This is a genomic window from Kribbella sp. NPDC051586 (assembly GCF_044453965.1).
In the GTDB taxonomy this organism is placed as follows: domain Bacteria; phylum Actinomycetota; class Actinomycetes; order Propionibacteriales; family Kribbellaceae; genus Kribbella.
In genome coordinates this window covers 1287574-1300876 of record NZ_JBITDF010000001.1, presented here as the reverse complement: position 1 = coordinate 1300876, position 13303 = coordinate 1287574, and the positions used below count along the sequence as shown (strand labels likewise).

The 13303-nt window shown below is 68.2% G+C and carries 13 protein-coding genes; 10 read left to right on the top strand and 3 right to left on the bottom strand.

The features are described 5' to 3' along the window. The first annotated feature begins 14 nt into the window (after positions 1-14). The gene (locus tag ACIA58_RS06445) at positions 15-626 is read left to right on the top strand and encodes a hypothetical protein (protein ID WP_396402552.1); all 612 of its coding nucleotides are present in this window, start codon (positions 15-17) and stop codon (positions 624-626) included. Positions 627-711: 85 nt separating this feature from the next. Then, on the top strand, positions 712-1899 hold the full coding sequence (locus ACIA58_RS06440; protein ID WP_396402551.1) for an amidase: 1188 nt from the start codon (positions 712-714) through the stop codon (positions 1897-1899). On the opposite strand, the gene ACIA58_RS06435 is transcribed toward ACIA58_RS06440, so the two are convergent. Next, the gene (locus ACIA58_RS06435; RefSeq protein WP_396402550.1) at positions 1890-3785 is read right to left on the bottom strand and encodes a glycoside hydrolase family 30 beta sandwich domain-containing protein; all 1896 of its coding nucleotides are present in this window, start codon (positions 3783-3785) and stop codon (positions 1890-1892) included. The genes ACIA58_RS06440 and ACIA58_RS06435 overlap by 10 nt on opposite strands. A 113-nt stretch (positions 3786-3898) precedes the next feature. Here ACIA58_RS06435 and ACIA58_RS06430 point away from each other — a divergent pair, with 113 nt between their 5' ends. Both ACIA58_RS06430 and ACIA58_RS06425 read left to right on the top strand, forming a co-directional pair. Further along, a complete protein-coding gene (locus tag ACIA58_RS06430) occupies positions 3899-4924 on the top strand; it encodes a LacI family DNA-binding transcriptional regulator (RefSeq protein ID WP_396402549.1) in 1026 nt (341 codons plus the stop codon). A 156-nt stretch (positions 4925-5080) separates the two neighbouring features. Further along, positions 5081-6535, top strand: a complete 1455-nt coding sequence (locus ACIA58_RS06425; RefSeq protein ID WP_396402548.1) for a M81 family metallopeptidase — start codon at positions 5081-5083, stop codon at positions 6533-6535. A gap of 59 nt (positions 6536-6594) precedes the next feature. Here ACIA58_RS06425 and ACIA58_RS06420 read toward each other — a convergent pair whose 3' ends face one another. Continuing rightward, positions 6595-7182, bottom strand: a complete 588-nt coding sequence (locus tag ACIA58_RS06420) for a TetR/AcrR family transcriptional regulator (RefSeq protein WP_396402547.1) — start codon at positions 7180-7182, stop codon at positions 6595-6597. Positions 7183-7238: 56 nt separating this feature from the next. Between ACIA58_RS06420 and ACIA58_RS06415 the strand changes: the two genes are divergently transcribed. From ACIA58_RS06415 to ACIA58_RS06390, 6 genes are read left to right on the top strand one after another with little or no spacing between them, the layout of a single operon-like run. Further along, positions 7239-8480, top strand: coding sequence for an acyl-CoA dehydrogenase family protein (locus ACIA58_RS06415; RefSeq protein WP_396402546.1), 1242 nt, complete (start codon positions 7239-7241; stop codon positions 8478-8480). Continuing rightward, a complete protein-coding gene (locus ACIA58_RS06410; RefSeq protein WP_396402545.1) occupies positions 8477-9256 on the top strand; it encodes an SDR family NAD(P)-dependent oxidoreductase in 780 nt (259 codons plus the stop codon). Before ACIA58_RS06415 ends, ACIA58_RS06410 begins: the two co-directional genes overlap by 4 nt. After that, positions 9249-10298: a phosphotransferase family protein gene (locus ACIA58_RS06405; protein WP_396402544.1), complete on the top strand. Its 1050-nt coding sequence runs from the start codon at positions 9249-9251 to the stop codon at positions 10296-10298. The genes ACIA58_RS06410 and ACIA58_RS06405 overlap by 8 nt, the downstream gene beginning before the upstream one ends. Next, a complete protein-coding gene (locus ACIA58_RS06400; protein ID WP_396402543.1) occupies positions 10299-10952 on the top strand; it encodes a histidine phosphatase family protein in 654 nt (217 codons plus the stop codon). Positions 10953-10959: 7 nt separating this feature from the next. Further along, positions 10960-11703 (top strand): SDR family oxidoreductase, encoded by a 744-nt coding sequence (locus ACIA58_RS06395; RefSeq protein WP_396402542.1) that lies wholly within the window; start codon positions 10960-10962, stop codon positions 11701-11703. Next, positions 11703-12656: an LLM class F420-dependent oxidoreductase gene (locus tag ACIA58_RS06390; RefSeq protein ID WP_396402541.1), complete on the top strand. Its 954-nt coding sequence runs from the start codon at positions 11703-11705 to the stop codon at positions 12654-12656. The genes ACIA58_RS06395 and ACIA58_RS06390 overlap by 1 nt, the downstream gene beginning before the upstream one ends. Here the strand turns inward: ACIA58_RS06390 and ACIA58_RS06385 are convergent. Next, complete coding sequence (locus ACIA58_RS06385) at positions 12648-13289, bottom strand: hypothetical protein (protein WP_396402540.1); 642 nt, start codon at positions 13287-13289, stop codon at positions 12648-12650. The genes ACIA58_RS06390 and ACIA58_RS06385 overlap by 9 nt on opposite strands. Positions 13290-13303 lie beyond the last annotated feature (14 nt).

Genomic DNA, 13303 nt, shown 5'->3' with positions numbered 1-13303 from the left:
CATAGTCTCCCGCTGTGGACGTTTGGAGCATTATCGGGTGGGGCGGGTCCGCGCTCGTTGTGTGGTCGTTGTTGCAGTCGCGGATCCTGCGGCTGCGGGTGCTGAACCTGATCGGCTGCGTGATCCTGGTCGGCTTCAACGCCGCGGTCGGCGTCTGGCCGATGGTCGGCATGAACGCGGTGCTGGCGGTCATCAACGTCGTCCATCTGTGGCGGCTGCTCCGGCACCGGCACGACGAGGCGGCGTACCAGGTGTTGCAGGTCGACAGGACGGACGCGTACCTCGGCTACGTCCTGGATCGGCACGCGAAGGACATCACCAAGTTCAACCCCGGGTTCGCGGTCGGGGCGAGCCAATACGCGTTCCTGGTCCAGCACGACGACCGCACTGTCGGGGTCGTCCTGGCCCACGACGCGGGCGCCGGCCGCGCCCAGATCGATCTCGACTACGTGGTCCCGAAGTACCGCGACTTCACGCCGGGCGAGTTCGTCTACCGCCGCAGCGACGTCTTCACCGACCAGGGCTTCCACCAGGTCCTCGCCCCGCCCCGCATGCTCGATTCCACGCCGTACCTGAAGAACCTCGGCTTCCACCGCGACGGCGACCACGTGGTCCTGAACCTCTAGCGGCTGGTCCTCTCCGTGATCTGATGGCCGGGTGAGATCGCTTCAGGAAATCGCCACTGGGGTACGTGACGGGTCGCTCGACCCTGTGGAGCTGGTTGAAGACGCATTGGCGCGCGCCGCCGACGCTGCGGAGCTGAACGCCGTGGTGCACCTGGACGTGGAGGGAGCGCGCAAGGCTGCCGCCGCGCACGACCGGTCCGGGGCGCTGGCGGGTGTGCCGGTGCTGGTGAAGGAGATCGTCGAGGTCGAAGGTCTGCCGTACCGCTGCGGGTCCGCGGCCATGGATGAGATCGGCCAGCAGGACGCTGAGGTCGTACGGCGGCTGCGGGCGGCCGGTGCGATCGTCATCGGGCTGTCACACACCCACGAGTTCGCCTACGGCTGCACAGGTACGTCGAACCGCGTCGGACCCTGCCGGAACCCGCATGACCCGTCGCGGATGACCGGCGGCTCCAGCTCCGGGTCAGCTGCCGCAGTGGCGGCTGGTGTGGTGCCGCTGGCGATCGGTACGGACACTGCGGGTTCGGTGCGCATCCCCGCTGCGCTGTGCGGGGTGGTCGGCTTCAAACCGTCGTACAACACGATCCCGGCAGACAGAGTGTTCCCGCTGTCGCAGTCGCTGGACCACGTCGGCGTCCTGACTCGCACGGCCGCAGACGCCGCCTACGCGCTCACCGCTCTGGGCGGGCTGGAGGCCCTCGACCTGTTGGAGCCCCGGTTAGGTGTGGCAACCAACCCGGAGTACCTCCAGCTCACCACCGAGGCACGCCCGGCGTGGTCTGCTGCGTTGGAGTCCTTTGACGCGCTTGAGGTGCAGCTACCCGACTGGTCGCACAGCTTCACCACAGCAGCCAACCTGCAAGGGCCTGAAGCAGTCGCGAATCACGCAGGTCGTTCCCAGGACCGGTACCAGCCAGACGTCCGGCAGCGTCTCCTGGAGGCGTCGGCCGTGGAGCCGGCGGACTACACGCGGGCACAGGAAGACGCAGTACTCATCACTCGCGAGCTGGACGAGCTCCTGCAGCAGGTGGACGCGGTGCTCACGCCGACCGTCCTGACGACCGCACCGCTCATCACCGCAGCAGCTACGGCCGACGGCGGCCTCGAGGTGCGTAAGCAGCTGCTCAACAACACCCGCCTGGCGAACCTCACCCGGCACGCTGCGGTGAGCATGCCGCTACCGACCGACGGCCTCCCCGTCGGCTTGCAGATCATTGCTGCAAGCAACGAGAAGGCCGCCGCAGTGGCGTGCTGGATCGAGGCTCAGCGATAGACCCGCAGATCCGCCAGGCTCCACCAGTTGCCGGCGCTCCCGGTCGACGTGACCCGGACGTACCTTGCATGCGTCGACCGCATCCTGACCGTGGTGAGTTGCCCGGTGGAAGTGCCTGACGCAACGGTCTGCCAGCTGACACCGTCCTTGCTGACAGCAACCTCGTAGCCGCGTGTGTAGTCGCCGACGTTCCCGCCGCTGTCCAGTGCGACCTCGCGGAACGTCTGCGCCCTGCCGAGGTCCGCCTGTACCCACTGACCCGGTGCCTGCGCCTCCTTGCTCTGCCACACCGTCGACCCGTCCTGGTCGACCAGCAGACCGGCATCTGCTCCGTTCACGCTTGCTGTCGCACCTGCGAGCGGCAACTGCTGCGGTACGTCGACGTTGAGGCGGTCCCAGGTGAAGGTGGCGATCGATCCGCCAGGCAGCTCGTACTCGAAGGACTTCCCGCCGACCGCCACGGCGAACGATCGCGGGTCGTCGTTCTCGTTGTGCACCACGAGCGCTGTACTACCGTCCGGGTTGCGGAACGCGGCGGACATCAGCTGCCCGTTCCATCCCGTCGTCCCGTACGACGTACTCCCGATCCGCACCGCGCCCGGCTTCACGAACTTCGACAGGTGGCCGATCGTGTAGTACTCCGCGTCCGTCGTCACCGTTCCGTCCGGCTGCAGCGTGACCAGACCGGTGCAGGTGTCGCAGCCGCCGAGGTGCGGGCCGCCGGTGGAGTCGAGTGCGATGTTCCAGTTGACGACCGACTTGGCCCAGTTGCGCGTCGTACCGAGCATCAGCGTGCGGGCGTGCCAGGTGAGCGTGCCGCGGAAGATCTGCGGCGGGGTGTCCGTCGGCCCATGCGACCCGGAGCACTCGGTGAACCAGATCCCCTTCGACGGGAACGCGTTGTGCAGATCGGTCTGCTTCGACGGGTCGCCGGAGTAGCAGTGGTACGCCGTACCCGCGATCCACTTGGCCGCTGAGGTCTGGAGCAGCTTGTACGGGTAGTCCGTCTCCGGGTCCTCACCTGGCGGGGTGGAGGCGATGTCACCGGGATGCGTGGTCCAGTTGTGGTCGTAGCCGAGGATCTTCGTACGCGGACTGGTCTTTTGCAGCAGTGGACCCAGGGCGGTGATCACTGCTGCTTCCTGCCGGACCGGCATGTCCGTGCCCGGGTAAGCGCTCGGCTTGCGGTTCTGCGGCTCGTTCTGGATCGAGAGGAAGTCGACCGGTACACCGGCCTTCGCGTACGCCTGGACGAACTTGACCAGGTAGCGCGCGTACGCGTCGTACACCTTCGGGTCGTCCTTGAGCCGGCCGCCGACGAGTGAGTCAGCGGTCTTCATCCACGCCGGCGGACTCCACGGCGTCGCCATCACCTTGAGCGCCGGATTGAGTTGCTTCGCCCGGCGCAGCAGCGGCAGCACCTGCTGCTGATCGTGCGCGATGGTGAAGTGCTTCAGCCCGAAGTCGGTCTGGCCGGCCGGTACGTCGTCGTACGTGTAGTGCTCGGCCGCGGCGGTGAAGTCGGACGAGCCGACCGGCTGGCGCAGGAAGCTGACCCCGATCCCTTGGCGGGGATCGAAGAGCTTGCGCATCGTCTGCTCGCGATCGGCCGGGCTGAGCCGGTAGAGCACGTTCGCGGACGAGTCGGTGATCGAGGCCCCGAAGCCGTCCATGGTCTGGTACGACGTCCGCGGGTCGACCGTGATCGTGGTCAGATCGCTCGCCCCGTCGTGGAACGTGACCGGCGCGCGCTCGTGCAGGAGCTCGGCGCGGTCCGGAGTGGTGACCCAGACGCTGGCCTGGGTCGTCGGGGGATGGGCCCGGGCGGGACCGGTGAGTGACGCCACCGTGAGAGCAAGGGCGACGCCGAAGGCGGGTGTTCTCATCGCACTCCTCAGGGATGAAACAAACGGCCACAGGACACGCCCACGATTGAGCACTGTCAAGGTCTGGGAGCGTAGGTCTAGAGTGCTGAGCGTGAAACGTTCGGATGTAACAAATGCCTCGCACTAGGGCGACCGTCCGGGACGTCGCCGCGGCGACCGGGGTGTCCATCGCAACCGTGTCCCGGGTGCTCAACCAGCAGGGCAGCGTCGCGCCCGAGACCCGTCGGCTGGTCGAGCAGGCGATCGAAGAGCTCGGCCTGCGCGCGCCCGCCCCTCGCGGTGGTACGGCGAAACCGGTCGAGGGCGCCGTCTACGTGCGCTGCCCGTACGTGCTCACCGACTACTTCGGCCTGATCGTCTCCTCGATCGCCGAGACCTTGGACCGGCACGGACGACAGGTGATCCTCAACGCCGGCGAAGCTACGCAGGACGATCCCGTTCTGCCTCATCTGGCATCCCGGCGGGACATCGGCGGCGCCGTACTCATCCTTCCGCCGGAGCCACGCGAGGACCTGGTCCGGCTGAGCTCGCGGCGTTTCCCGTTCGTCGTGGTCGATCCGCGGACAGCATTGCCCCGCGACATCCCGTCGGTCTCCGCCGCCCACCACTCCGGCGCCCGCCAGGTCACGGCTCACCTGACCGCGCTCGGCCACACCCGCATCGGCGTCATCGCGGGCCCACGCGAATGGCTCGCCGCGGACGCCCGGCTCAGCGGCCACGCCGCCGCCCTCGCCGACGCCGGGATCCTGCCCGACCCGGCGCTGGTCCGCCACGATCAACCGACGACTGAGCACGGCTACCGGGCGGCTTTGGAGCTCCTCGACCGCGACCCGCGCCCGACCGCCTTGGTCGCGTTCAACGACAAGGCCGCGATCGGCGCACTTCAAGCCGCCGCCGAACGCGGCCTGTCGGTCCCGCGCGACCTCTCGATCGCAGGCTTCGACGACCTCGACCTCAGCCGCGCGACCAGGCCCCAACTCACCACGGTCCGCCAGCCGCTGCAGGAAATGGGCCGAATGGCCGTCAGCCTCCTGACCCGTCTCCTGGACCACCACGAACTCGAGGCCCTCCACGTCGAGCTGGCCACCGAACTGATCCCCCGCGCCTCAACCTCCTCCGCCCCTCCAGCCTCGGCCTGATTCCCTCCGTCGAGTCGTGAAAATCGGTCGGAAATCTTCACCGCGATCCACGACTCGCGGTTGGGGCGCCCAGCCAAACGCCACGACTCGGCGAGCTGTGTCCGGATGTGGAGTTGGGGAGTGCGCGAAACGGCTCGGTTGTGGCAGGTTTTAGTCATGAACCTTCGGATCGGCATTGCCGGGATCGCCATCGAGTCCAGTACGTTCTCGCCGCATCGGGCCGGGCTGGCCGATTTCGACGTACGGCGTGGGGATCACCTGATGGAGCGGTACGAGTTCCTCGGCAAGGACTGGGCGCAAGGGATCGAGTGGGTCCCGCTGCTGCACGCGCGGTCGCTGCCCGGCGGCGCCGTGCTGCCGGAGGTGTACGACGACCTGTCGGCGGAGATCATCACCCGCCTCGAAGGGGCCGGTCAGCTGGACGGGTTCTTCTTCGACATCCACGGCGCGATGAGCGTGGTCGGCCGGCAGGACGCGGAGGCCGATCTGGCCACGCGGATCCGGGCCGTGCTCGGTCCCGACGTACTCATGTCCGCGTCGATGGACCTGCACGGGAACGTGTCGCGCGAGCTCGGTACGGCGGTGGATCTGATCACGTGCTACCGGATGGCGCCGCACGAGGACGCGATGGAGAGCCGCGAGCGGGCGCTGCGCAACCTCGTCGAGCGGATGCGGTCCGGGCTGGGCAAGCCGGGCAAGGCGTGGATCCAGATCCCGGTGCTGCTGCCCGGTGAGAAGGCGTCGACCCGCCTCGAGCCGGCCAAGTCGATCTATCGGCGGGTCGCGGAGATCGCGGACGAGCCCGGGGTGCTGGATGCGGCCGTGTGGGTCGGGTACGCGTGGGCCGACGAGCCGCGGTGCCGGGCTGCTGTCGTCGTCACCGGGGACGACCAGTCACTGATCGTCGAGCGCGCCAACGAACTGGCCCGCCTGTACTGGGAGGCGCGCGACGGGTTCGAGTTCGTCGCGCCGACCGGGACGCTGGCCGAGTGCGTGTCGGCGGGTCTCGCGAGTACGGCGCGCCCGTTCGTGATCAGCGACTCCGGTGACAACCCGACCGCCGGCGGCGCTGACGACACGTCGTGGACGTTGGCCGAGCTGCTCAAGATCGAGGAACTCACCTCGGGGAAGGCCACCGCCATCCACGCCAGCATCGTCGACCCCGAAGCCGTCGCGGCCTGCGTTGCAGCGGGCGTCGGCAATCCGGTCGAGGTCGCCGCCGGTGGCAAGGTCGACTCCGGTCCGGCAGGTCCGGCCGAGATGTCCGGCACCGTCTTCTCCCTCTCGGAGGACCCGGTCGGCGGCACCGTCGCCGTCGTCCAGGTCGGCGGTTTGCACAGCATCCTGACCTCCCGCCGCAAGCCGTACCACCACATCGCCGACTTCACCCTCCTCGGCCTGGACCCGGCTGCGACGGACCTCGTCATCGTGAAGATCGGCTACCTGGAGCCAGAGCTCTACAACCTCGCCGCCGACTGGCTCCTGGCCCTAACCCCCGGCGGCGTCGACCAAGACCTCCTCCGCCTCGGCCACCACGGCGTACTCCGCCCCCTGTTCCCCTTCGACCCCGACATGTCCACCCCAGACCTCACCCCAGAGCTCCTCCCGTAGGTCCCACCTCTCCACGTGTCACGCAGGAGGTTCCCCGACCCTCCGCCGACGACCGCTAGTTACAGCTTGCGGAGGGTGTGGAGGGCTTCGATGGCGTGGTTGATCAAGTAGTCCGCGGTGTACGGGCGGTCTTCCTCCCGCAACCCGGACCACTCGATCGCCAGGTCCTCGGCGTACGAGAGCCACGCGTGGATCCGCAGATACTCGGGTGACTTGGGATCGTCAGCCACCTCGGGCGTGCCGATGTACGTCAGCACGCGCTTCGTCAGACCGGCCCGGGTCTCGTCGTACACCTCGACGGCGAAGTCGTCGCCACCTGCCGCGCCGCGGACGAACGAGATATACGCAGGACGCCGGCGCTCGATGAAGGCGACGAACTGGGTCAGCATCTCGCGGAGCTGCTCCTCGGGCGGGAGCGACTCGTCCGGCTTGGTGACGCGGAGGAGGCGGCGGCCGGCGGCGGAGATGACGGCGACGTAGTAGTCGCGTTTGCTCGGGAAGTAGTGGAACAGCAGGCCTCGGGAGATCCCGGCCTGGCCGGCGATGGCATCGATCGACAGTTCGTGGATCGGTTTGGTCCGCAGCATCATCAGGCCGATCTTGACCAGTTGCTTCTTGCGGTCGTCCGCCGACAGCCGGTGATCCATGCTATTGAGCATTGCTTAGAAGCTGAGCTACGGTCAAGGCGAGGAGAGGAGTCTTGATGGGGTTCGAACCTTCGGCCCGAGCTCAGGATCTGATCGCGCGGGTGGACGCCTTCCTGCGCAGCGAGATCGAGCCGGTCGAGGCGGAACTGCACAGCGCGATCCGATCCGCCGGTGATCCCTGGCAGCCGCAACCGATGGTCAAGGACCTGCAGGCGAAGGCGCGCGACGCCGGCCTGTGGAACCTGTTCCTGCCACCCGCCGAGCCGGGCAACGAGCAGTACGGCGAAGGCCTGAGCAACCTCGACTACGCCCCGATCGCCGAGCTGACCGGCCGGTCGTTCATCGCGCCGTACATCTTCAACTGCAACGCGCCGGACACCGGCAACATGGAGGTCCTGCTCCGCTACGGCTCCGACGAGCAGAAGAAGCAGTGGCTGGAGCCGTTGCTCGACGGCACGATCCGGTCCGCGTTCTGCATGACCGAGCCGGATGTCGCGTCGTCCGACGCCACCAACATGGAGGCGACCGCGGTCATCGACGGCGACGAGGTCGTGATCAACGGCCGCAAGTGGTGGAGCACGGGCGTCGGCCACCCGGACTGCCGGCTGCTCATCTTCATGGGCCTGACCGACCCCGACGCCCACCGGTACGCACGCCACACGATGGTCCTCGTCCCGCGCGACACCCCGGGTGTGAAGGTCGAGCGCCTGCTGCCGGCGATGAGCAGGTACGACGAACCGCACGGCCACGGCGAGGTCTCGTTCACCGAGGTCCGCGTCCCGGCATCGAACATCCTGATGGGACCGGGGCGGGCGTTCGAGATCGCGCAGGGCCGCCTCGGTCCGGGGCGCGTCCACCACTGCATGCGGCTGATCGGCCTCGCGGAGAAGGCGCTCGAGCTTGCGCTGAAGCGTGGCACCAGCCGTACTGCGTTCGGCAAACCGCTGGTGAACCTCGGCGGCAACCGCGAGCGGATCGCCGACGCGCGGATCGCGATCAACCAGGCACGCTTGCTCGTGCTGCAAACGGCGTACCTGCTGGACACCGAAGGGCTCGCTGGTGCGTTGAGCGAGGTGAGCCAGATCAAGGTCGCCGTACCGCGGATGGCGCAGGACGTCATCGACATGGCGATCCAGCTGCACGGCGGCGGCGGGCTGTCCGACGACTTCCCACTCGCGGCCGCGTGGACGAGTGCGCGCGCGTTGCGACTGGCCGACGGGCCGGACGAGGTGCATCGTGGGGTGATCGCGAGGATCGAGCTCGCGTCGTACCTGTCTGCTGCTCAGGAGGCCAAGTGAGCCGAGTCCTCGTCACCGGCGCCGCTAGTGGGCTCGGTGCGGCGCTGGTCGCCAAGTTCGTTGCCGAAAGCCACCAAGTCCTGTCGACAGATGTGGGCGAGGACGGCGAGGGTACGGCGTACCTCAAGCTGGACGTGCGCCGCCCGGAGGACTGGGATGCCGCGGTCGCGTGGTGCGAGGAGCACTGGGGCGGCCTGGACATCCTGGTGAACAACGCCGGGATCGCGACCGGTGGCCGGATCGACGTCGAGACGCTGGACGAATGGGACCGGGTCGTCGACATCAACCTGATGGGTGTGGTGCGCGGCTGCCGCGCGTTCGCCCCGCTGTTCAAACGCCAGCACTCCGGCCACATCGTGAACACCGCGTCCGCGGCCGGGCTCGTCCACCCGCCGATGATGAGCTCGTACAACACGGTGAAGGCCGGCGTGGTCGCGTTGTCCGAGACGCTGTCGCACGAGCTCCATCCATACGGCGTGACCGTGTCCGTGGTCTGCCCGTCGTTCTTCCGGACCAACCTCGCCGACTCGATCCGCGGCGCGGACAGTGCGATGGGAGTGACCGCGCGACAGCTGATCGAGAAGTCGCCGCGGTCCGCCGACGACATCGCGACCGCCGTACTCGCGGGGATCAAGAAGAAGCAGTTCCTGATCATCCCGGACCGGCCGGCCGCGATGGCGTGGCGCACCAAGCGCTTCGCGAGACCGCTGTACAACCGGCAGATGCGCAAGATCGCGGAGCGCGCCCGGCAGCGGGCCGAGACGTCGAATGGGTGATGGCGCGCGGGCGGTCCGCAGTGAGGATGCCTTCGACGTGCCGGCGGTCGACGCCTGGTTGCGGCAGCGGACGGAGCTGCCGGACGGCCTGCCCGAGGTCAAGCAGTTCACCAGCGGCGCGTCCAACCTGACCTATCTCTTGAGGTACCAGGGCCACGACCTCATCCTGCGCCGCCCGCCGGCCGGGACGAAGGCGAAGAGCGCGCACGACATGGGCCGCGAGTACCGGATCCAGGCGGGTCTGAAGCCGGTGTTCCGCTACGTCCCCGAGATGGTTGCCCACTGCAACGACGGCGGCGTGATCGGCTCCGAGTTCTACGTGATGGAGCGGGTCGCCGGCACGATCCCCGGGCACCACGAGCTGGGCGTCGACCTCACCCCGGAGCAGACCAGGCAGCTCGGCTTCACCTTGATCGACACGCTCTCCGAGCTGCACGCGGTCGATCCCGAGGCGGCCGGCCTGTCCGAGCTCGGCCGCGGCGTCGGGTACGTCGAACGCCAGGTCACCGGCTGGTCCGACCGCTACCGCAAGGCCAAGACCTGGAACGTTCCCAGCTACGAGCGGGTGATGGCGTGGCTCGCGGCGAACCAGCCGGCCGACGTCCGGACGTGCGTTATCCACAACGACTTCCGCCTCGACAACGTCGTACTCGCACCGGACGATCCGCTGCGCGTGGTCGGCGTACTCGACTGGGAGTTGGCCACGCTCGGCGATCCGTTGATGGATCTCGGCAGCGCGCTCGCGTACTGGGTGCAGGCCGACGACGACTGGGCCTTCCGCCGGTTCAGGCTGCAACCGTCTGACGTGCCGGGGATGCTGACGCGCGACGAGATCGTGGAGTACTACGCGAAGCGGTCCGGGCTCGTGGCGGACAACTGGGCGTTCTACGAGGTGTTCGGGCTGTTCCGGCTGGCGGTGATCGCGCAGCAGATCTACTACCGCTACCACCACAAGCAGACCCGGAATCCGCGGTTCAAGAGCTTCTGGCTCCCGGTCAACCTGCTCGAGCGCCGCTGCCGTCGCATCATCCGGCAGGCGTAGATGGCGGCCATCTACCTGATCCGCCACGCGCAGGCGTCCTTCGGCGCCCGCGACTACGACAAGTTGTCATCGCTCGGTGAGAAGCAGGCGCTACGGCTCGGCGAGACGCTGTCCGACGTGAAGCCGGACCTGGTGATCTCCGGCTCGATGCGCAGACATCAGCAGACGGCGACGCTCGCCGGATTCACCCCAGAGGTCGACAACGGGTACGACGAGTTCGACCACGAGCAGGTGATCATCGCGCACAAACCGGCGTACCGCGTGCGTGCGGTGATGGTTGCTGATCTGGCGCGGACCGGGAATCCGCAGCGGGCGTTCCAGGACATGTTCACCGCGGCCACGCAGTGCTGGATCGACGGTGGTGACGGATACACCGAGTCCTTCGAGGCGTTCTGTGAGCGGTCCGAGGCGGCGGTACGACGTACGGCCGAGCGACTCGGGAAGGGTGGAACGGCGCTGGTGTTCACCTCCGGCGGGCCGATCGCGGCCGTGGTGAGCCGGCTGCTGTCCGGTGGCAACGGGCTGTGGGCGAAGCTGAACCCGGTCACGATCAACACCGCGGTCACCAAGGTCGTGTCCGGGCGCGGTGGGCTGACTGTGGTGAGCTACAACGAGCACGTCCACGTTGGCAGCGAGATGCTCTCCTATAGATAGGACTGCGATGCGACGGAACATCCTGATCACGGGCGCCAGCTCCGGGCTCGGTGCGGAGATGGCCCGGCAGTTCGCCGCGAAGGGCCACAACCTGGCCCTGACCGCCCGCCGGACCGACCGGCTCGAAGCGCTGCAGGCCGAGCTGACCGAACGTTATCCACAGCTTCAGGTGGTTATCCACAGTCTGGATGTGAACGATCACGCTCAGTTGTTCGAGGTGTTCCGCAAGATCGACGCCGAGCTGCCGCTGGATCGGATCATCGTCAACGCCGGTCTCGGCAAGGGCGCGCCGCTCGGCACCGGCCGGTTCGACGCGAACCGGGAGACCGCGCTGACGAACTTCGTCGGCGCGCTCGCCCAGGCGGAGGCGGCAATGGAGCTGTTCCGGGCGCGGAACGCCGGCCATCTGGTCTTCATCTCGTCGATCTCGGGGCTCCGCGGCCTCCCGAAGACGGTCACGACGTACGCCGCGACGAAGGCCGGCATCGCGTCGCTCGCCGAAGGGCTGCGGATGGAGCTGCTCGGCAAGCCGATCAAGGTCAGCACGATCTACCCCGGGTACATCCGGTCCGAGATGAACGAGCGGGTCGCGCACACGCCGTTGATCGTCGACACCGTGCCGGGCGTGCGGGCGATGGTGGCCGCGATCGAGTCCGAGAAGGCGAAGGCGTACGTGCCGTCGTGGCCGTGGGCGCCGCTGGCTCAGGTGATGCGGTTCGCGCCGCTCGCCGTACTGAAGAGGATGCTGTGATGCGCTGGGGTCTGACTGTTCCGTTGACCGGCGTGCCGCTGCGGGACCACCGCTCGCTGATCTCCGAGTTGTTCGAGTTGGGGTACACCGATCTGTGGTCGGCGGAGGTGGCGGGCGCGGACGCGTTCACGCCATTGGTCCTCGCGTCCGAGTGGGACGCGCGGTTGCGGCTGGGGACGGCCGTCGTACCGGTGCACACCCGCGGGCCAGCGGCATTGGCGATGAGTGCGGCGGCGTTGGCGGACCTCGCGCCGGGCCGGTTCGTGCTCGGGATCGGGGCGTCGTCGGAGACCATCGTGACCGGGTGGAACGGGATCGCGTACGACCCGCCGCTGGCGCGGACCCGCGACGTACTGCGGTTCCTCCGGCAGGCGTTCGCCGGCGAGAAGGTGGACGGGTCGTTCGACAGCTTCACCATCAATCGCTTCCGGTTGGAGAAGGCGCCGGACGTGCCGCCGGCGATCATGCTCGCCGCGTTGCGACCGCAGATGCTGCGGTTGGCTGCCCGGGAGGCGGACGGGGCGATCACGAACTGGTTGTCGGCGGACGACGTACGACAGGTCCGCGCCGAGCTCGGCCCGGACAAGGAGTTGGCCGCGCGGATCTTCGTCTGCGTCACCGAGGACGCGGAGATGGCGCGCAACATCGGGCGCTTCCTGATCGCGACGTACCTGACGGTGCCCGGGTACGCCGCCTTCCACGACTGGCTCGGCCGCGGTACGGCGATGAAGCCGATGCGCGACGCCTGGGCCGCCGGCGACCGCAACGCCGCGATGGCCGCCGTACCGCTCGAGGTCCTGGACGCGCTCATCGTCCACGGCACTCCCGCCGAATGCCGCGCCCACATCAACCGCTACGTGGAGAACGGCCTCGACACCCCGATCATCGCCGCCCTCCCGACCGGCACCAGCCTGCTGGACACCGCTCGAGCCCTGGCCCCGAACTCAGCCTGAGGTTGTTCTGGTGGTGATGGTGAAGACCTGGACGCACATCGGGTCTGGGCCGAGTTTCTGGATGAGGAGGGTGCCGCTGACGGTTGCGCCCTTGGAGGTGCCGGACAGCGGGATCACGAACGAGGGTGCCTGGCCGAGGGGGGCGCCGGCGGTCAGTTTGGTCGGCGGACCGAGGAGGCTTCGCATCAGGAGAGGGATCAGTTGCTCTGAGCCCTTGCAGGCGTAGGCAGCGGCGCCCTTCGAGCTGTTGGCGTTGAGTTGGGCAACGAAACGGCGGCCCAGGTCGGCGGCGGTCGTCACCGGACTTGTTGCCGTGGTCGTCGGCGCGCTCGTGGGTTTCGCGGGGGTGGTGGGCGCGGGTTTGGACGGAACGGTCCGGGTGGATCTGGTCGCGGGCGGGGGTGCGACCGACGTACTCGGGGCGGGGCCGGACTTGGAGTCCTGATGGTCGGCGACGAGGCGGTAGGCGAGTACGCCGATGGCGCCGACGGCAACGACGATGAGGAGCACGATCAGCACGATGATCAGGCCGGCCCGGCTCTTCTTGGGCGGCCGGCCGTACGGAGGTGCCGATGTGAAGTTGCCGGGTTGAGGTTGCCAGCTGTAGTTCGGCCCCGGTGGCGTTGAGCTCACAGGAACAGTGTGGC